Source organism: Halocatena marina (assembly GCF_023276375.1).
GTDB lineage: Archaea > Halobacteriota > Halobacteria > Halobacteriales > Haloarculaceae > Halocatena > Halocatena marina.
Genome location: NZ_JALLPK010000001.1, coordinates 1,999,050 through 2,018,265, shown reverse-complemented (window position 1 = coordinate 2,018,265; position 19,216 = coordinate 1,999,050). Strand labels below are relative to the sequence as shown.

The window sequence follows — 19,216 nt, the reverse complement described above, 5'->3', positions numbered from 1 at the left end:
GCAGCAATCGCACAATATCCAGCGTGGTCACGAGTTGGTCGTTCCAAACGCCTCCCGAAGGGCGATTCGATCGGTCTTTCCAGTTGCTGTTTTTGGAATCTTGTCTACGAACTCGACACGCTGTGGGATTTCGTGTGGTTCGAGATATTCTTCACAGACCGCTCGTACCTGTTCTCCGGTGAGTGTCTCCCGAGATCGCATGATTATTGCCGTGACGATGGCTCCTCGTAGATCGTCTCTGGCGTCGATAATTGCAGCCTCGGAAACGTGATCGAGTTCGTAGAGAACGTCTTCAATCACTCGTGGATATACGTTTGCACAGCCGGTCGTAAACATGTCTTCACGCCGGTCAACGATGTACAGATTTCCGTCATCGTCTCTCCATCCGATATCGCCAGAGCGCAACCATCTGACACCAGCTCGTTCGACGAACGCGTCTGTGTTGTTCCGTTGTCGTTCATATCCAGGCGTGACTGTATCTCCGTGCCAGAGGAGTTCTCCTTTTTCTCCCTGATCAACGAGTGCTCCCGTCTCGGGATCCTCAATGCGAAGGTCGATAACTTCCTTTGCAGGAGGGCCGACGCTGCCTCGCTTGCGAGTATCGGAACGTAACTGATTGAATGCTGCCAACGGCGTGGTTTCAGTCATTCCGTACCCTTCGAGTACTGGACACCCAAGCACTCGTTCGGCATCGTCGAATCGTCGCTTCGGCATCGGTGCCCCACCAACTCCGACGACCGAAAGCGACGAGAGGTCGTACCGATCGACGTTGTCGTAATCAAGCAGATCGATAATCATGCTTGGTGTGAAAAACGTGTACGTAACACTGTGATTTTCGATGGTTGTGAGAACTGTCTCTGGATCCCATTCGGGGAGCAATCTGTTCTCCGCCATCACTCGGATAAGCGGCGTGGTCGTTACGTTGAGACCGACGACGTGGAAACACTGACAGACCGTCAGTCCGACCGTCTTCCGCGTCAACCCCACGCACTTGATCAGCGCCGTCGCGTTTGCCACGAGGTTTCCATGAGTGTGACGGACGCCTTTCGGTTGGCCGGTTGTGCCACTGGTGTACATCACTGCTGCGATATCATCGTTTTGACGAGGATACACTTCGTACTCGTTCATTGCTTCTGCCAGAAGAGTGTGATAGTCGTGACCGACGCTTCCATCGGTCGTAATTGCTGTTTCGACGGATGTTGCAACAGCCTCGAATCGTCTATTCGTCACGATTACCAATATATCACTAGTTGTGAGAACATGTCGAATCTGTTCATCATTGAACTGCGTGTTGATCGGAACTGGAACGGCGCCACGCTTCATCGCCCCCAGATGAATACTCAGGAATTCGAGACGGTTTTGAAGACAAATCGCAACACGATCGTTTGGCCCGACGCCGAGTGAACAGAGTGCGTTCGCAGCGGCATCAGTCATTTCGGAGAGTTTAGAGTAGGAAATGAGCTCCGTCGCGTCGCTTAGTGCCGGACTGACTGGCACCTCCCTCGCAGCGAAATCGACGAAGTTTGCAAAGTTCATGCGAAACGGTCTTTCCCTCACACTATCCTACTTTCCCAATCTAGGTGATATGTAGTTCCTCAAAAAAAGCTATCTCTGGTGTGTCGCCCTCCATTCTATTTCGTTCTGGTAGCACTGAGACGACGGTGAGAGCGATCTGAATACGAACACAATCACCGCTTTGTCCCACAGTATCGAACACAGCGCGTGCCTGTTTCGTGATCAACGTATTCAACCGAGACTGTCGAACACGATGTCGTCACGAACGGCTTGTGCCTGCTCTTTAACGAGAGTTGGCAGTATTTCGCTCTCGATGTTCGGTTGTATCTCGTTGATTGGACCATAAGCGGCTATTGCTCCATACACGGTGTCTGTCGTCGCGATGGAGGCTCCGACACCAGCCACCCCATCGATCATTTCCCCTCGGTCGATTGCATACCCCTGTTCTCGAACCGATCTTAGCGCCCTGTAAAGCTCGTCTTTGCCTGTTATCGTTTGATCTGTGTTTTCTGGCAGGCCGTGACGATTGATGATTTCTTCAATTCGTTTCTCAGGAAACTGTGCGAGAATTGCCTTCCCTGGAGCATTTGTATGGAGATATTCGTGCATCGGGTAGACGTGCTTTGCAGTTGGGGGAAGGTCCTCGTACTGCCACCGTGTCGCTAAAAGAATCGTTCCTCTTCCATTCTCCTCACAGACCAACTGGCAGTAGGCATCTGATTGCTCACCGAGGCGCTTGACCTTCTCTCGCCCGTAGAGAAATACCTCGTGGCTGTTGCGTGCCTCGCGGCCGAGGTGAAGAAATTTGGTGCTGAGTCGGTACTTCTCCTCTTGTTGAACGAGGTAGCCCAACTGCTCAAGCGTCTGGAGATGATTGTGGAGCGTGCTTTTTGGTATCTCCAATGCCTCAGCTAGCTCTGTGACGCCAACTTGCTCTCGTTCACGAATCTCATCGATAACGTCGTACGAACGCTTCACTGAATTTATTGGGACATCGGGATCACTCATATCTACGCGTTCCACGATGAGACATTTAGGTCGTTCGATAATGTGGGATGCAAACTGATGTATCGAATAGTTACTAGGAATGGCTCACATTGAGCACGGAAAGCTGTATGTCTATCAATACTATCTAGAAACCGATATAGGACAACTGATCTCAATACCTCTTCAGATCAGAAATATATGTGGTCTAACTATATGTTATGTTTTATCAAACATGTGTGGCTGTTTATATTTGTTATTATATAAACTACTACGTATTCCCTGCAGTAGACTTATTCTCGAATCTCTGGGAGGGGGAGTACGATCTATTTGAAGCATCATGAAAAACCCAACAGATTCGCCCGTCTCTCGAAGAGGCGTCATGAAAGGAATCGGTGGCCTTACTGCCTTATCGATGTCGAACGCGACGGTAGCGCGGGCAGAAGAAGTATTAGAGAATCCGCTCCCAACTGATCCCCATACCCGTGATACGTATCGTGCAATTGTCGATGCAGTAGTTCCTCGCACACCAGAGCTCGAAGACGAACTCGGTCCGGAGCATGTTCCTGGTGGTCTCGATATCGAACTTGAGAAATTCATTATCTGGGACTTCAACCACTTTCAGGAAATTCGGTTAGAGACACTCAAAACGCCACTCACAGGTGGTTTGCTCTCATCGTCGAACGAAGCGATGTCTTTGGACCTGTTCGAGATTGGCCTTGATACGGTTGGAGCGGTGTCTGATCTGGATGCGTTGAACCAACTCCTCGATATTAATTTGTTCAACTCCCTCTCTGATCTCGGAGTTATTGAGGAACTCCTTGACTTCGGTGCCGTCGACAAACTCGATATTACGCTTGCTGACGACGTGCCCTCGAACGCGTCTGGCCCGGCAACGTTCGACCTCCTTATCGAGACGGGGAACGAAACGTCGCACAAGGTCCTTAAAAACTATCCGTACGCATCGGTGTTTGCACTCACATTCGATATCGTGGCAGCCGAGTTCATTGCTCTCGGGAAGAATCACGATCCGCTTTCGCCCATCGACGAGCAGTTCGCTGGCGGCGGAACATTCGTTCGACTCTCCAGAGAAGATCGGCTACGGTGTCTCTGGACGATCGTCCAGCAGGGGACCATCGATCGGCTTGACGTGCTCTTGTCCCCGCTCCTCCCTGTGGTTGGAATCTTGAAATACGTCGTGATGGCAGTCAACGGACTCCACGGATTCGGATATTACACCGAATGGTCGGGATATGGTGAGACGAAGACGGAGACACCAAGCGAGCGAGAATTGATCACGCCTGCTGGTGAGGTTCAGAGCCGCAAGCAGACAGGATACCCAGGTCCAGCGTCCGGGTACGCAGCCGACTGGGAGCACGTACTTCCGAACGGATTCAAAGACCCCACGGTAGGGAACCTAAATCTCCCGAACAATCTGATGGGTGATGATGTCGTTGAAAGTGGGGGTGGTGGCGCATGATGACTGATCCAGATGTCGTTATTATCGGCGCTGGTGCTGATGGTCCGGCCTGTGCGTCACGACTCGCTCGTAAACACGGTCTCGACGTCCTCATCCTTGAGGCTGGTCCGTGGCACGGCAACAAAGAGTGGCCCAACCCGCACGTCGAGGTAGGAGGTTCAGAGAGCTCGGATCCGGATGATCTCGATGGAAAACTGCTCGACGAACAGTACTCAGCACGCGAGGCAGATGCCAACGACCCAACAGCCGGATACCTCCGTGTCGGTCCAGCCGATCACTCACGGGCACCGTGGTTCCGTGACCTCCATCAAAACGCATTCCTTTGGCAGATCTCGGCCGTCGGTGGTACCTCGATTCACTACTTCGCCAACCACCCCCGTGCCTATCCGTACGCTGTCGATGAACAGCCCCACTGGCCCATCGACTACGAAGATCTCGTTCCGTACTACAAGCTCAACGAGCAGGTTACGCACGTCCAACAGGCTCCTGCGACAGCCAAAGAGCAGTTGTTCTTTGAGGGGGCAAAGCGCGCTGGCTACGATCTGCTCGATAATCTCAACGTCACCGAGACGGGCTATCGACCCCAGCCCAACGCCATTGCGTGTCCACCAGAGTATCTCGATGCTGACTACGACGGATCGTTCAGCTACGACGACGGATTCCGAGGAGACTCACTCGTCGGTAATCACTTCCAAGGAGGTCCAACACCGAAGGACGCTCCGGTCCGCGAGAAGGCACGCAAATCGAGCAACGTGAGTTGGGTTCCTCGAGCGCTCGATGTCAACAACGATCCCAACCTCGGAAACGTCGCCATCCGACCGAACACATTCGTTACGAACATCAACGCGACCGAAGGGTGGGGCGCGATGGAAGCAACCGGCGTCGAGTTCCGCGATACGTGGGCCGGAAAGACCGGAACCATCTCTGCTGATGTCGTCGTCCTCGCCGCCGGCTGTATTGAATCGCCCAGACTCTGGCTCAACTCTGATCTGCCTAACGACGGGTGGGTCGGTAAAGGACTCACAACACACTGGTTCGACTGGATCGTCGGTGTGTATCCAGAAGAGACGCTCGAAGAGATCACAGGAGTGTCGACGATCGACCCGTTCGTCGGACAGAACTCTGCTGCTCGGTTCGACAAGCCCGGTATCGGGGGGATGGAAGACATTGGTATGTCACCCGGGCTGGTCTCGTTCGGTAATTTCCTGTTCAGTCAGGCCGGTTATAGCTTCGATACCGAGGTTGATCCGGACGAGCCGTGGGACGGCCGTGGCTACGTTGTCGGAAAAGAGCTCAAACGGAAAATGGCGGACTACCGCCGGACGAAGTCCATCTTGATACTCACGGACGATCTGCCACGACAGAACAACGGGGTCGAACTCGACGACACGTTCAGCGACGAGCATGGTCCAGTTCCCAAAGTCAAGTGGACACCGCATCCTGACGACGACGCGAAACGTGATGAACTCTCGCGTATCGCCGCACGCATTCACAAGGAAGCGGGCGCGGAGTACGTCCACCGATGTGATTGGCCGCCGCTCTTGTTACACATGCAGTCATCGATGGGAATGGGCCGCGTTCTCGACGAGAACGCCGAAGCCTACAACGTCGATCGGCTATTCATCGCGGATCACTCGGCCTTGGCAAACGGACTCGGTGGGCCGAACCCCACGAACAGCGGGCAGGCGCTTGCACTCCGGACAGCAGATCGAATCAGCGAACTCTACTTCTAATCTCCCTACAGCGGTTTTGAGACAGGGTATCGATGGAATCATGTCTCCAATTCAATCAGATTCAACGAAAAGAGTCATTACCGATTAGCAACACCGAATGAATATGCCGGGAGGTACTGATCAGACGCTTCGGCCGTTTCTCTGGCGCACAGAACGATTATACCCAGACACTGAGATCGTCTCGCGAACGGCTGATGGTATCAAACGCTACGACTATACTGACTACGGAAAGCGAGTCGCACAACTAGCGAACGCGCTCGAAGATGCCGATATCACATCGGATGCTCGCGTCGGGACGTTCTGCTGGAATCATGCGCGTCACTTCGAGACATACTTCAGTATTCCCAGTTCTGGCAGGCAACTCCACACTATCAACCCCTTGTTGCCCGATGAGCACATTCAGTACATCGTCGAGAACGCAGTCGACGAACTGTTGTTCGTCGATCCGTCCCTTCTCGGGAAACTCGAGAGTTCGCACGATGCGGACGCGTTTTCCTCAGTCGAACAGTTCGTCGTAATGGGGGATGCTGTCCCCGAAACTACCCTCAACGCCGTCGACTACGAGTCATTCATTGAGGGGCATGCGACCGAATACGACTGGCCATCACTCTCAGAAGAGAAATCTGCGGGATTGTGTTACACCTCTGGAACGACCGGAAAGCCAAAAGGTGTCGAGTACACCCAGCAAATGCTCTGGACACACACGATGGCGACGCTGACACCCCAAGGTCTCGGTATCGACGACAGTGATGTCGTGATGCCCGTCGTGCCGATGTTCCACGTCAACGCGTGGGGAATGCCCTTTTCGGCGACTGCTGCCGGGGCAAAGCACGTCTACCCAGGACCGTCGCCCACCCCGGAGGATATCGCTCAGCTCATCGAAGAAGAGCGTGTCACGATTACGGCGGGCGTCCCCACCGTCTGGCTTGGACTGCTCGAATACATGGAGGACAATACGGTCGATCTCTCATCACTCGAAGAGATCGTCATCGGTGGAAGTGCCGCACCAAAATCGGTTATCAAGAAGTTTGATGATCTCGGCGTCGACGTTCTCCACGCGTGGGGAATGACCGAGATGTCCCCCATCGGATCGGTGGCGCGACTCAAACCAGAGATGGAGGATTGGAGCCCCGACCGGCAGCACGAAAAACAGGGCAAGCAGGGATTGATGGTTCCCGGTGTCGAATTCCGCGTAATCGATGAGAACGGAGAAGAGGTGCCGTGGAACGGCGACGACTTCGGTGAACTGTGGGTTCGTGGACCGTGGATCACGACCGAGTACTTCGAGCGTCCAGAGGCAAACGAGGAGGACTTCGAAGACGGCTGGCTGAAAACTGGTGATGTTGTCTCGGTCGATTCCGACGGCTACATCACAATCGTCGATCGGACGAAAGACGTGATCAAATCGGGCGGCGAGTGGATTTCGAGCGTCGAACTTGAGAACGCACTGATGGCTCACACCGGTGTTGCCGAGGCTACGGTAATCGGCGTTCCCCACGATCGCTGGCAAGAGCGTCCGGTTGCGTTCGTCGTTCCAACGGACAACACTGATGAAGAGTCGATCACCGAAGAACTGCTAGAACTACTCGGTGAGGATTATCCGAAGTGGTGGCTCCCGGATGAGATCCTCTTCATCGATGAGGTTCCGAAAACCGCCACCGGAAAGTTCTCGAAAAAGGACCTCCGCGAAGAGTACAACGACAGCTCTCTCGTCGAAGGGAAAGCTCCTGAAGAGTCAGCTCGTGAAAGCGAATAGGATGTTCTGCCCTGAGTGAGTGCGTCGTCATCCGGCGTGATTGACCCGTCGACGGAAGTGAGAAACATTCGCGTCTGATACGGCCCGACAATTCCGAGAAATGGTCTATCACATTCATGATGCTTCGATCTTAGATCAGCCACGAACTGTAGACAGATATTTGATATTTATCGCTGGCAGAACTACCAAATTATAGGCAAAAACTGAATCAAAATTAAACACTCAATATTACTCTCGAAGAACGGGCAGGATACATTCATTTCGTTTTCATTATCGGCGAGAGGATTGGCTGTTCATGAATGAGTATCCGAAATTCAACGTCCGAAACCGTCGGCATCCTCCAATTGAGTGGACTGACGGAAGCTACTGATGATCCATTTTTGATCGACTGTGCGGGCATCATTCGATATCGCAAACACAAGATGTAGTGCAGTCTCGATACTAATCTGCTCACTGTAGGATTGACGGTATAGCACAGCGCTTCAATGAAGATAGTAGCTCATCTCGAACTGAATGAGAAACAAATATTGAATGTAGATAAAACACAGAAGTATATTGTTTTATCACAGTGATTAAATCCCCTGATTGTCGTATTAGAATCCACAGAATTAACAGTATATGAACACGATCGGGCGTACAGAGCACTTCATTTGATATTTACAATAACCTCATGCCTGTGAGATAGATGGGACCCAAAAAATGATGTACAATTTAGCCGATTTATTATCATGGTAGATGCTACCATTGATGTTATCGATCGTGGTGGATTAGAGTGTGATTTGAATTATCTGATCGAGGGAAACACGCTTGGCTCCCACGACACTCCAAACCCCGACACGGAGTACGTCAAAATTCCCGTTCCGAATTTCGTGATCAACCATCCAGAGGGAATCATTCTTTGGGACACTGGGTCTCATCACGACGCTGCCAACGGCCACTGGCCTGAGGGACTCGTGCAAGCGTTCTATCCGTACGATGCCCACGAACACCGTCTTGACGACGATTTAGAGGAGGCTGGTTATTCCATCGAGGAAATTGACTACGTTTTCCAGAGTCACCTGCATCTTGATCACGCCGGTGGCTTGGAGTTCTTCGACGGAACAGACACACCAATCTTCGTCCACGAGGAGGAACTCAAATTCGCCTACTACAGTACGAAATCAGACGAGGGATCGGCGGCCTACGTTCTCGATGATTTCGACCACGATCTCAATTGGACAGTGCTTCACCGTGATCGAGAGACTCACTTCGAAGGAGTGGAGTTCATTCGCTTGCCCGGACACACGCCGGGGCTGACAGGAACGATGGTGCACCTTCCGGATGAGTCAGTGGTCTTCGCTGGCGACGAACTCTATCAAACCGAAAATTACGTGGATGAGACGCCATTGGGTGCCGGACTGCTCTGGAGCCACCGTCACTGGTTCCAGAGTCTAAATCTGCTCAAAGAACTCGAACGCCGACACGACGCTGAAATCGTCTACGGTCACGACCCAGAACAGTTCGCGGAAATCAAAGACGGGTGGAGACGATGAGCTACGAGCGTTCTGTCTCCGCACCGGAGCACGAGCTTTCCCCCGAGACAGTCTGGCACCTCCAACTTCCCGAGATCCGATTCGGTCGGAATGCTGTCGAGGAACTCGGATTCCAGCTCCACGATCTCGGCGTCGAAGCGGATGCCCACGGCCTGATCATCACCGACGAACGACTGGTTGAACTCGGCCACGTCGATCGCGTCGACCGAGCACTCACTGATGCTGGGTTTGCAGTCGATGTGTACGACGACTGCGAGCGCGAGCCGTCTCTGGCGGCTGTTGGAGAGTGTCTCTCGTTCGTCCGCGACGAGCAGGGATCGGAAGGATACGACTTCTACGTTGGTTTCGGTGGTGGAAGCTGCATGGACACCGCGAAAGCGACACGAGCAGTGATCGAAAACGGCGGGGAACTCATCGATTACATCGCCGAACCCACTGGGAATGGTGAGACACTCACCGAATCGGCCATTCCGCTCGTCCTCATGCCAACTACTGCGGGAACGGGTGCCGAAATCTCTCCGGTGACGATCCTCTCGGTTGAGGAAAAAAGTATCAAAGAGGGAATTTCGAGCAATCACGTTCGCGCTGACGCTGCAGTGCTCGATCCGACGTTTACGACGACGCTCCCGCCAGCCATGACCGCAAAGACAGCGATGGATGCGCTCGGCCACGCCATCGAGGGGTACACGACCCACGAGTACGACTCCTTGCTTCGGGCGAGCGATCCAGCATCACGGCCGACGTACGCCGGACGGACACCCGTGACCGAAGCTTTCAGCGAGAAGGCTATCGACCTCTTAGCTGGTAATGTCCGTTGTGTAGTGAACAACGGTGATGACATTGCTGCTCGCTCGGCGATGCTCCAAGGCGCGTTGTTCGGTGCCATCGCGGGACTCACCGCTGGTGCGAGCCTCTGTCACGCGATGGCCTACCCTGTCGGAAATCGATACCACACCTACCACGGCGAAACCATTGCGGTTCTCACACCGGCGAGCACGCTCGGCTACAACGCTGCGAGCGATCCCGAGCGGTTCGCACGAATCGCCAAAATGCTCGGTGTCGATACCACCGGAATGAGCACTCGTGCCGCAGCAAACGAGGCGAAATCGGAGTATATCCGTCTCCAACGCGATCTAAACGTTCTTCCGAGTGGTCTCTCTGAACTCGCGGATATCACAGAAGACGATCTTGAGTGGCTCGCAAACCAAACCACAAAGACCCAACAACGGCTGCTTCGGTGTAATCCGCGCCCGGTCACAACTGAAGACGTGCACGCGATTTTCGAAGATGCACTGCACAACTGGGGGTAGGTACACAAGTCTCCACACCACATCTGAGACACGGCCACAGTCCCAATTCTCGAACCGAAATCGACCGACAGCAATCGATCATTTTTAACACAAAGACGATGGATTTTTCCATATGTCGAACGACCGGAATCGCATGCCCCGCTCCTCCATCGTCCGCGTGTGTTGGGAAACAGTGATTCGACTCAAGCGTTGGTGGCAGATGATTGACTGGATGCTGATGCGTCCCGGCCGCCACGATCCGGTTCTCTCGGTCCTCTTGACGTGTGGAATGTTCATGCTGTGGCCGACTCCAGTTGCGGCACAGGTCGGTGTCTCTGGAGCAGAACAAGTACTGTGCGCCGAGGGGATCAATCTCGCTCAGCTAGTCACGCTCGGGTTGGGTCTCATGTCAATGTATTTCATATTGAAATTCTTCCTCAGGGCAATGACGGGTCTCGATAAGCGTGGGGAAGTGATTGCTACCCGAGATCCGGTGGTCGATCGGAGGAAAAAACGAAGATACGGAAAACTTCAAACTCGTGACAGTCTCTACTCATTGGGTGCAGCCCTGCTTCCTCTCTTTGTCCCCGTCTTCCTGAACGTGGTCGGTATTGATGTCGTCTCTTGTCTGTTTCCCTGAGAAGACGACGCTCTCTCTTTGAATGCGTCAGTCTGCCCCCAATTCTCTCGTAGGCCGAACACCACAACACGTTTTGCTAACAGTCACGAACGCCCGATATATGATTTCTCGAATAGTTCTCGACGCGAATGAGTCGAAACAGTATCGCTATCGCCCACAATATCAATGACGTATCGACGGTTACTCGCTTGGATTTTCGCCTTTACCATCGGGGGAAGAGCTGTCGTTTCCCCCGCTGCAGCACACTCCGGGACGACTCATGCAGGAACTCCACACTGGCTTCTATTCGTCCTCTGTCTCGGTGGCATCGGTGTAATTGTTCTCACAGTCACCGCAGCGCGACGTGATCTCGTGAGGCTCTCCTTTGCAGCACCGTTTATCGTCGGTGGGGCGCTCTCAGCGGTTTTCGGTGGAATCGGTCTCGTCGAAATTCAAGTCGTGGCCAATTCCCCGCCACAGCTCACCGAACTGTATCCGGTCTTCGGATTCATCGTCGGGGGACTGCTTTCCGTTGGTGGCTTTCTTATTGTCCGGCTCAGATGGCCCCAGAAACCCCAATATGCAATCCTCTGTCTTCTACTCAGCGCATGGATCGTATACCCATCGGCGCTCCAAAACCAAGGCTACCACAATCCGCTGGGCTATCTCATTGCGCTGAGCCTCCCGCTGGTGCTTGTGTTCATTATTTGGACCGATGGACGGGCGATTCTCCAGAGCCTCCGTCTCCAAACCATGCCCAAGGTCACTGGCATCAGTGCTGGTTTATTGACCAGCGTTTTCTTCGCTTTTTCGGCAGGAACGATGAGTATAAATCCTGATTACGGTGTCAACGCACCGACGGAAACATTCATCACTCCGTTCACTGTCGCCAGTCCACTGGTCATGTGGCCGGCTATCGAATTCTACGTCCCCATGGTTCCGTTGAGTGGATACATTTCGATCGGGACGCTCCTGTTGATGGGTATACTAGGCGGTCTTGTCGGATTGAACGTCGCTGTCGTAACACAACAGTGGTCAGCTGTCGGATCGTTCGCGGGAAAACAGCTCTTCACCGGGTCGCTTGCTGCCTCTGGTGCGACAGCGTGCTGTTGTTGTGCCCCGGCATTTTACGGAGTGCTCAGCGTTCTCTTTGGGAGTGCTGTAACGCCCGTCTACTGGTCATTTATGGTCCCCTCATCTCCAGTTGGCGGCATGTTTTTTGCGGGGAGCGTACTCTTGTTGCTCGGGAGCTTCCTCACATCGACAGGGTCAGCCACAGAGAACGCGACTGTTCTCGGTTCGACTTCCAATTAAATCACGTACCCCTGCATCTAGCGCTGTGATGGCATCGCGTCTCTCGGGATAGTACAGTATTGACTGAATATATAAGAAATTTGTTGTTAACTGAGATCGAAGAAAATACTAGATTTGATTATTTTACCCCCATTTTTAAACAGCGGGATTAATAAGAACTGGGCAGCTACTCAGAGACAATGACAGAGTCCGCAGACGACGGAGCTGACTTGCCACACTGTGGTCAGGATCACGACCACTGCCATGAGCACCCCCACGACGATGTCAACGCTTCGTCTTCCACGGACAGCACGGAGACAACCATCTCTCTCGATGTTCCGGATATGGACTGTCCGTCCTGCGCGGGAAAGGTAGAAAACAGCCTCCGGAAGCTCGACGGAATCGAAGATCTCGAACCGCAGGTAACGACTGGTGTGTTATCGGTGACGTACGATAGTGGTCGAGTGTCTGCAGACGACGTCGTCCAGCGGGTTGAGGCGGCCGGATACTCGGTCCAAGCGCACAATCAGTCCCGGACAGCGACGTTTGCGGTTCCGGATATGGACTGTCCGTCTTGTGCAGGGAAGGTAGAAAACAGCGTTCAGAAACTTGATGGCGTAGAATCATACGAGACACGGCCAACCATCGGGCAGGTAACTGTCACCTACGATGACAGGGCTGTCACTCCCGGAGCAATCGAGCAGGCCATCGAGAACGCGGGCTACCCTGTCGAAGCAGCCTCTACCGAGGACAGTGAGAACAACAGCACTCTCGAGACGGCTTCTTCAGATGAGACGAGCGTCTGGCAGAGCCGTCGGGCAACGAAAACCGCTCTCAGTGGCGTCTTACTCGGGCTAGGATTACTCGTTGAATGGGCACTCACCGGTCTGAATACCGAGGTCGTATCAGTGCTCAGTGTCGGATTTACCACGGCTGAGGTCTTCTTTCTCGCTGGAATCGTTCTGGGCGGTCAGGCGATCCTTCGGAACGGCTACTACTCTGCGCGCAATCTGAATCTCGACATCGACTTCCTGATGTCAGCGGCCATCGTGAGTGCAGTCGTCGCCAGTCTTATCGCTTCTAAAAGTTTGTATTTCGAGGCTGCGACGCTCGCATTTCTCTTCAGCACCTCCGAACTCCTTGAACGGCATTCGATGGATCGGACGCGCAGTTCACTGCGGGAACTGATGGATCTCTCGCCAGACGAGGCGACTGTCCGCCGCGACGGTGAGACGATGACGATTCCCGTTGATGCTGTTCAGATCGGTGACCGCGTCGTGGTTCGGCCGGGCGAAAAAATTCCGATGGACGGAACGGTTCGTGAGGGCGAAAGCGCCGTCAACCAAGCGCCAATCACCGGAGAGTCCGTCCCGGTCGATAAGACCCTCGGAGATGCTGTATACGCGGGGACGATCAACGAAGAAGGATATCTCGAAGTCGAAGTCACATCCGCTGTCAGTGACAACACGATCTCACGAATCGTCGATCTCATCGAGAACGCACAGTCGAATAAGACCGAACGCGAGCAGTTTGTCGAGCGGTTTGCGAACTACTACACACCGGTTATGGTCGGTGTAGCGGTGCTGGTTGCGGCTGTTCCGCCACTCCTATTCAGTGCATCGTGGGTTGAGTGGCTCGTTGCTGGTATCACGATGCTCGTCCTCGCTTGTCCCTGTGCGTTCGTCATTTCGACGCCCGTCTCGGTCGTTTCAGGGATCACCAGTGCGGCGAAGAACGGCGTTCTCATCAAGGGAGGCAACCACCTCGAAGCGATGGGTGCCGTAGAGACAGTCGCTGTCGATAAGACTGGCACCCTCACAAAAGGAGAGCTCGTCGTCACGGACGTCGTTCCACTCGGCGAGCACACCGATGAGGACGTTCTCCGGTGTGCGCGTGGACTCGAAACACGCTCCGAACATCCAATCGGAGAGGCGATTGTCGCTCACACCGACGGAACGACCGTCGCCAGAGAGATATCCGACTTCGAGAGTCTCACCGGAAGAGGCGTTCGCGCGGATCTCGATGGAACACGCCACTACGCTGGTAAGCCCGAGCTGTTCGACGACCTCGGCTTTGATCTCGGCCACGCCCACGTCGTCAACGACGGCAACACAGATCTCTCGACCGAGATGCGCAATCTCTGTGATCAACAAGGCTGTCTCAATCTCGTCACGGACACCATTCCTCGCTTGCAGTCCGACGGGAAGACGGTCATTCTTGTTGGTCGAGAGGATGAACTCGAAGGAATCATCGCTGTCGCCGATGCGGTTCGTCCCGCGGCCCAAGAGACAGTCGAGCGCCTTCACGAGTTAGGCGTGCGGGTGGTGATGCTCACTGGCGACAACGAAGGGACAGCTCGTGCGATCGCTGACGAGGTAGGTGTCGATGACTACCGTGCCGAACTCCTCCCAGAGGACAAAGTCACAGCCGTCGAAGCGCTCATGACTGAGCACGACGGTGTTGCGATGGTTGGCGACGGAATCAATGACGCACCGGCACTCGCCACGGCGACAGTGGGAATCGCAATGGGTGCAGCAGGCACGGATACAGCCCTCGAAACAGCAGACATCGCGCTCATGGGCGATGATCTCTCGCGGCTCCCGTACGTGTACGAACTCGCTCACGACGCAAACGGCGTTATCCGGCAGAACATCTGGGCGAGTCTCGCTGTGAAAGCGCTCCTCGCTGTCGGCGTCCCCTTCGGATACGTCGGCGTTGCACACGCGGTGCTGATTGGCGATGCCGGAATGACCGTCGGCGTTACCGGCAACGCGATGCGCCTCTCACGGATCCGCCCAGATGATTCACCCACTGAAAAGCCCTGAGATAGTCGAACCCGTATTCATCCCACACGATGGATATCGACGACAGCGACCACGACCATAGTCACGGTCAGACCACGATCATGATCACGGTCACGACCACGTCTTTGGTATCTGTGTCGGTCAGCAAGGAGCAGATCGGACGAGCACCGAGCGGTTGACGCTTGTTGCTGTGAGCAACCTCGTTGGTTTCATCGTCGAGTTGGCTGGCGGTCTCCTGTTTGGTTCGGTTGCACTGCTCAGTGACGCACTCCACATGCTGTTCGACATGCTCGCATACTCGATGGCGTTCGGTGCGAGTTACACCGTAGACCGCTTTGAAGGCGGTGAAACGTGGTCATACGGCCTTCATCGTCTGGAGCCAGTCGCTGCCTTCCTGAATGGTGTCCTGTTTATCCCAATGGTTGGCTACATCCTCTGGGAGTCCTATCAGAGATTTCTCGATCCCGTCACCATCGACCCGGAACTGACGCTTATCGTTGCCACTGGTGGCTTACTCGTCAACGTCGGATCGGTATACGTCCTTCAGAGCGGTGAAATGAGCCTCAACGAACGCAGCGCGTTCTACCACCTGCTTGGCGATGCGGGCGGCTCGATCGCAGTGATCGTTGCAACGGTGGCCGTCGCCGTAGCAGATCTCCCGATCGCCGACCCGGTCGCTGCCACGCTGATCGGATTCCTGGTTCTCTGGTCGGCTGGGACGGTTCTTCGGGAGAGTTCGTCGATCCTCCTCGAACGAAGTCCGAGTTCACAAGACGATCTTCGAACTGACATCACTGCATTGGGCGATGTCGAACGCGTCGATGATATCCACGTTTGGCAAGTGTGTAGCCAACTCACTGTGGCGACTGTCCATCTCGTCGGTCCGGCGACGTCCCTCGAAAATCAGCGGACAGATTCTCATCGTCGAACGAGCGATTAGATGATCGAACGCCGCAGTCGATTAGCGATCAATGATAAATTGATTCGAAGCAACTGCGAGATTCGATTTTCGAGTGTAACGACACAGTATCTACTGCCCCCAGCGACTACATTCGAGAATCGCAGCGATATCCCTCGACAATGTGCTCACTCGAGCGGTATCAGCCTATTTCGCATCGCGCTCCCACAATTATCACACGTTCCCGGATTCGACTCTGCTCTCACGATCGTACCGCAGTTGAAACACTCGTATGCCGACTTCGAATTAGGGTCGTAGCTGACATCTCTCATCGTTGTTCCCACTACGAAACACTCATGAATGACAGTGATCGTTGAATAACAAACAATAATTCAGATTGGTGGTTTGTTATTCAACCCCCCAACGTCCACGCCGGCTAATCCATGGATGAGGTAGGAATACCAACGTCGTCGAACAACGTCGAGAATAGCTTTCGTTGGACTGTCCGGGCGTGCCGATAGAAGGCAGTCGGCGAGATATCAAGTACGTCAGCGATCTCTTCGCCTGTGTTTTCACGCGGTGATTCGAAAAACCCGCTGTAATACGCCATCTGAACCACTTCGAGCTGTCTGTCGGTTAGCTGATCGAGGAACTGTGAGTAAAGACTCTGGCTGGACGTTCGATCGAGCGTCTGTTTTGATTGGAATTCGACATTGTCGAACGGCTCAGTCACGAGCTGCGTGATATGGCGCACATCGACGCTATCTGGAACGTCGATAACGAGATTTGCGGATGACGCATCAACCGAGGCACTGTGGAGAACTGCCCCGTGGTCAGCTAATTCGAGTGCGAGAAACGGCTGAGCGAGTTTGAGCCTGAGCACACCTTCGGTACCATCGGCGCTGATTCGATGAACCTCTTCGACTGCGACCAACTCCGTCGCGACCCGTTCAGCCGCATCGACAACTGCACCCTCAACAGTCACGAAGACGTAGACGCCGTCTGTGGTCTGTTGCACCCCGCCGTGATAGGAGAGCGTGCAGTCTGCCTCCTGTGCAAGCCGAGAAAGCACGAACGCTGGGTCCTCGATCTTGAATTCGAGACGCGTCATCGAAGTTGTAACAAGTGCGTTTTTTCGCTCGACTGCACTCGTCGCCGAAGCGATCGTCTCGCCGAGCTCGGCCAGTACTGCACGGGAGGTCTCGTCGAATGCGTTTTGGGATTCTGCATACACAGTCAGAACGCCGTACGTGAACTCATCATACGCGAGCAGAACACTGAGCACCGAGTGGAATCCGCGAGAGAGTGCTTCCTTTCGCCATGACTCCTGTCGAAGGCGATTAGCGACGTTCGTGACCATCGTTACTTCTCGGGTGGCCGCAGTTTGTTTCGATGGCTCCGATTCGGATTCGTCCACAGAAACAGCGAGGCTATCGAGGTAGCCCCGTTCCGCACCAGCCCACGCTCGTGGCTGTAACGAGCCTTCAACCGGGTCGATCACACCGATCCAGGCGAACGCGAATCGATCATCAGCCGTCAAGCGATCACAGACAGCACGATCGATTTCCTCGCGTGTTTCTGCCTGTACGAGCGCTTGATCGATGTCACGAATGATCTCGTTGATGCGGTTCAGTGCGGTGAGCTGGCTGTTCTGGTGTTGCAGCTCACGATCTTGTTCGCGCAAGCGGCTCTCACGCTTGACACGATCGAGAGCGGCTTCAGCCGTTGCAGCGAGCAGATCGGCGAGCTCTCGTGTGACGTCATCGAACAGTCCGACATCAGCTGCACCAGCGATAAAGACTCCGTGCTCGCCCAACGGGATGTACGCAGCACTTCGGAGGTCAGTCGCTCGATTTTCGAGCCGATCGGAGCTATGGACATCGTCGAAAAACAAGGATTCGTCCTCGACGAAGCTGTAGCCAGTGAGACTGTCGGGATCGGTATGCGTGGTCAGGGGAGGGCCGTTCAACCGCTCCATCGAGGTTGAATACGCAGTCGGCTGCAGATTATTTCCGTCAACATCGAAGAGATAGACCGCGCTCGCATCGAGGCCGAGGACGCTCGAAACGTCTTCGACGGTGCGTTGGGCGATCTCCGCTCTGGTTTCTGCATAGAGGAAATCACGCGTCGTTTCCTGAAGCGTAGCCAACGCTTCTTCGCGCTGCTTTCGCTTTGTGATATCTCGACAGCTATACAGCAGCGTCCCATCCTGAATAGATACCTCCCTGACATTTACTAACAGTGTATGCTCACGTCCCGCTTTGTCCGTCGCCGTACACTCGATGTTCTTCAGTACACCATTGTCCGTGAGTTCGTCCCGATCGAAGAGATCATCGCCGAGAAGGGCATCGATCGTACCGAGTTCACGAATTTCGTTTGCGGTGTATCCGAATATGAAGTGAACGTTAGGACAGACGTAGGTGTAGGCCCCCGAATCATCGGTAATCAGGACCGTATCAGTCATGTTGTTGAGCGTGACGCGGTGAAGCTCCTCGGACTGTCGGAGTTCACGTTCGAGATCAACCCGTTCGGTGATATCGACTTCTTCGACGATGATGGAGACGATGGATCCACGTTCGTCCCGAACAGGACGAGCAGACAGCTCGCTCACCTGTGGACTGTCGTCTGCTTCTGTTCGGGTAATCACCGCGGTGCTAAACGTGCCATCGAGGGCTTTCTCGACTATTTGACGAACGTCTGATTGAATCCCATTCGATCTTGGCCACCATGGAAGCGTCCAGAATGGTTGTTCGACGACGCTTTCGGTATCATGTTCGATCATCTCACGGGCAGTCTGGTTGACTCGTACGAGATGACCATCAGGATCGAGCACCCACGTCGCGGACCGTGAGTCGTGAAATATCGCATCGAACTGTCGTGCTCGATCTCGCAGGGTCTCTGTTCGTCGAGCGGTTCGAATGGCTCGTTCGATACGCTCCAGACTGTCCTCGATCCACGCTTCGTCGCCAGTCAGAGCGATGTAGTCGGTGACTCCCGCAGAAACGGCTTCACTAGCGATCGATTCGTTTCCTGCTGCAGTACACAGAATAACGGGCGTCGTCGTCGTTTCCGAACGAATTGTTCGGAGTAGTTGGAGACCGGTCGATTCAGCAAGGGCATATTCACTGATGAGGCAGTGAACCGACTCCTCGTGATAGACGGTGAGCGCTTCATCAGCGGTTGCAACCACCCGAACAGTTGCCCCGGTGTCAGTTTCCAGCGTCTGCGCGAGTGTTCCGACCCAATCGGTCGTACCAACGAGAAGCACGCAAGCCGAGTCCAACGCGCTGGATAGAGACGACATTACCTGTCT

13 protein-coding genes are annotated in these 19,216 nt (G+C 54.2%); 9 read left to right on the top strand and 4 right to left on the bottom strand.

Annotated features, from left to right (window positions below):
- Positions 1 to 27 precede the first annotated feature (27 nt).
- Positions 28 to 1,536, bottom strand: a complete 1,509-nt coding sequence (locus tag MW898_RS09015; protein WP_248906433.1) for a class I adenylate-forming enzyme family protein — start codon at positions 1,534 to 1,536, stop codon at positions 28 to 30.
- Positions 1,537 to 1,746: 210 nt separating this feature from the next.
- The gene (locus tag MW898_RS09010) at positions 1,747 to 2,523 is read right to left on the bottom strand and encodes an IclR family transcriptional regulator (protein ID WP_248906432.1); all 777 of its coding nucleotides are present in this window, start codon (positions 2,521 to 2,523) and stop codon (positions 1,747 to 1,749) included.
- Positions 2,524 to 2,839: 316 nt separating this feature from the next.
- On the opposite strand from MW898_RS09010, the gene MW898_RS09005 reads away from it, so the two are divergent.
- From MW898_RS09005 to MW898_RS08965, 9 genes are all read left to right on the top strand, one after another.
- Positions 2,840 to 3,979, top strand: a complete 1,140-nt coding sequence (locus tag MW898_RS09005) for a hypothetical protein (RefSeq protein ID WP_248906430.1) — start codon at positions 2,840 to 2,842, stop codon at positions 3,977 to 3,979.
- The gene (locus tag MW898_RS09000; protein WP_248906428.1) at positions 3,979 to 5,712 is read left to right on the top strand and encodes a GMC family oxidoreductase N-terminal domain-containing protein; all 1,734 of its coding nucleotides are present in this window, start codon (positions 3,979 to 3,981) and stop codon (positions 5,710 to 5,712) included. Before MW898_RS09005 ends, MW898_RS09000 begins: the two co-directional genes overlap by 1 nt.
- 103 nt (positions 5,713 to 5,815) lie before the next feature.
- Positions 5,816 to 7,468, top strand: coding sequence for a long-chain fatty acid--CoA ligase (locus MW898_RS08995; RefSeq protein ID WP_248906426.1), 1,653 nt, complete (start codon positions 5,816 to 5,818; stop codon positions 7,466 to 7,468).
- A gap of 728 nt (positions 7,469 to 8,196) precedes the next feature.
- Entirely contained in the window at positions 8,197 to 9,000 is an 804-nt protein-coding gene (locus tag MW898_RS08990; protein WP_248906424.1) for an N-acyl homoserine lactonase family protein, read from the top strand.
- The gene (locus MW898_RS08985) at positions 8,997 to 10,310 is read left to right on the top strand and encodes a hydroxyacid-oxoacid transhydrogenase (protein WP_248906422.1); all 1,314 of its coding nucleotides are present in this window, start codon (positions 8,997 to 8,999) and stop codon (positions 10,308 to 10,310) included. The genes MW898_RS08990 and MW898_RS08985 overlap by 4 nt, the downstream gene beginning before the upstream one ends.
- A gap of 112 nt (positions 10,311 to 10,422) precedes the next feature.
- On the top strand, positions 10,423 to 10,929 hold the full coding sequence (locus MW898_RS08980) for a hypothetical protein (protein WP_248906419.1): 507 nt from the start codon (positions 10,423 to 10,425) through the stop codon (positions 10,927 to 10,929).
- Positions 10,930 to 11,094: 165 nt separating this feature from the next.
- Positions 11,095 to 12,222, top strand: coding sequence for a hypothetical protein (locus tag MW898_RS08975; RefSeq protein ID WP_248906418.1), 1,128 nt, complete (start codon positions 11,095 to 11,097; stop codon positions 12,220 to 12,222).
- Between the two features lie 179 nt (positions 12,223 to 12,401).
- Complete coding sequence (locus tag MW898_RS08970; RefSeq protein ID WP_277999776.1) at positions 12,402 to 15,026, top strand: heavy metal translocating P-type ATPase; 2,625 nt, start codon at positions 12,402 to 12,404, stop codon at positions 15,024 to 15,026.
- A 154-nt stretch (positions 15,027 to 15,180) separates the two neighbouring features.
- The gene (locus MW898_RS08965) at positions 15,181 to 15,945 is read left to right on the top strand and encodes a cation diffusion facilitator family transporter (RefSeq protein WP_277999775.1); all 765 of its coding nucleotides are present in this window, start codon (positions 15,181 to 15,183) and stop codon (positions 15,943 to 15,945) included.
- Between the two features lie 146 nt (positions 15,946 to 16,091).
- Here MW898_RS08965 and MW898_RS08960 read toward each other — a convergent pair whose 3' ends face one another.
- Entirely contained in the window at positions 16,092 to 16,235 is a 144-nt protein-coding gene (locus tag MW898_RS08960; protein WP_248906414.1) for a rubrerythrin-like domain-containing protein, read from the bottom strand.
- Between the two features lie 104 nt (positions 16,236 to 16,339).
- Positions 16,340 to 19,207 (bottom strand): bacterio-opsin activator domain-containing protein, encoded by a 2,868-nt coding sequence (locus MW898_RS08955; RefSeq protein ID WP_248906412.1) that lies wholly within the window; start codon positions 19,205 to 19,207, stop codon positions 16,340 to 16,342.
- Positions 19,208 to 19,216 lie beyond the last annotated feature (9 nt).

What these genes read in the sequence shown, in the direction of transcription:
- MW898_RS08955 (WP_248906412.1), bottom strand. Translation starts at nt 19,207, where the DNA reads ATGTCGTCTCTATCCAGCGCGTTGGACTCGGCTTGCGTGCTTCTCGTT.
- MW898_RS08970 (WP_277999776.1), top strand. Translation starts at nt 12,402, where the DNA reads ATGACAGAGTCCGCAGACGACGGAGCTGACTTGCCACACTGTGGTCAG.
- MW898_RS09000 (WP_248906428.1), top strand. Translation starts at nt 3,979, where the DNA reads ATGACTGATCCAGATGTCGTTATTATCGGCGCTGGTGCTGATGGTCCG.
- MW898_RS08985 (WP_248906422.1), top strand. Translation starts at nt 8,997, where the DNA reads ATGAGCTACGAGCGTTCTGTCTCCGCACCGGAGCACGAGCTTTCCCCC.
- MW898_RS08960 (WP_248906414.1), bottom strand. Translation starts at nt 16,235, where the DNA reads ATGAGAGATGTCAGCTACGACCCTAATTCGAAGTCGGCATACGAGTGT.
- MW898_RS09005 (WP_248906430.1), top strand. Translation starts at nt 2,840, where the DNA reads ATGAAAAACCCAACAGATTCGCCCGTCTCTCGAAGAGGCGTCATGAAA.
- MW898_RS08990 (WP_248906424.1), top strand. Translation starts at nt 8,197, where the DNA reads ATGGTAGATGCTACCATTGATGTTATCGATCGTGGTGGATTAGAGTGT.
- MW898_RS08975 (WP_248906418.1), top strand. Translation starts at nt 11,095, where the DNA reads ATGACGTATCGACGGTTACTCGCTTGGATTTTCGCCTTTACCATCGGG.
- MW898_RS08980 (WP_248906419.1), top strand. Translation starts at nt 10,423, where the DNA reads ATGTCGAACGACCGGAATCGCATGCCCCGCTCCTCCATCGTCCGCGTG.
- MW898_RS08995 (WP_248906426.1), top strand. Translation starts at nt 5,816, where the DNA reads ATGCCGGGAGGTACTGATCAGACGCTTCGGCCGTTTCTCTGGCGCACA.
- MW898_RS09015 (WP_248906433.1), bottom strand. Translation starts at nt 1,536, where the DNA reads ATGAACTTTGCAAACTTCGTCGATTTCGCTGCGAGGGAGGTGCCAGTC.
- MW898_RS09010 (WP_248906432.1), bottom strand. Translation starts at nt 2,523, where the DNA reads ATGAGTGATCCCGATGTCCCAATAAATTCAGTGAAGCGTTCGTACGAC.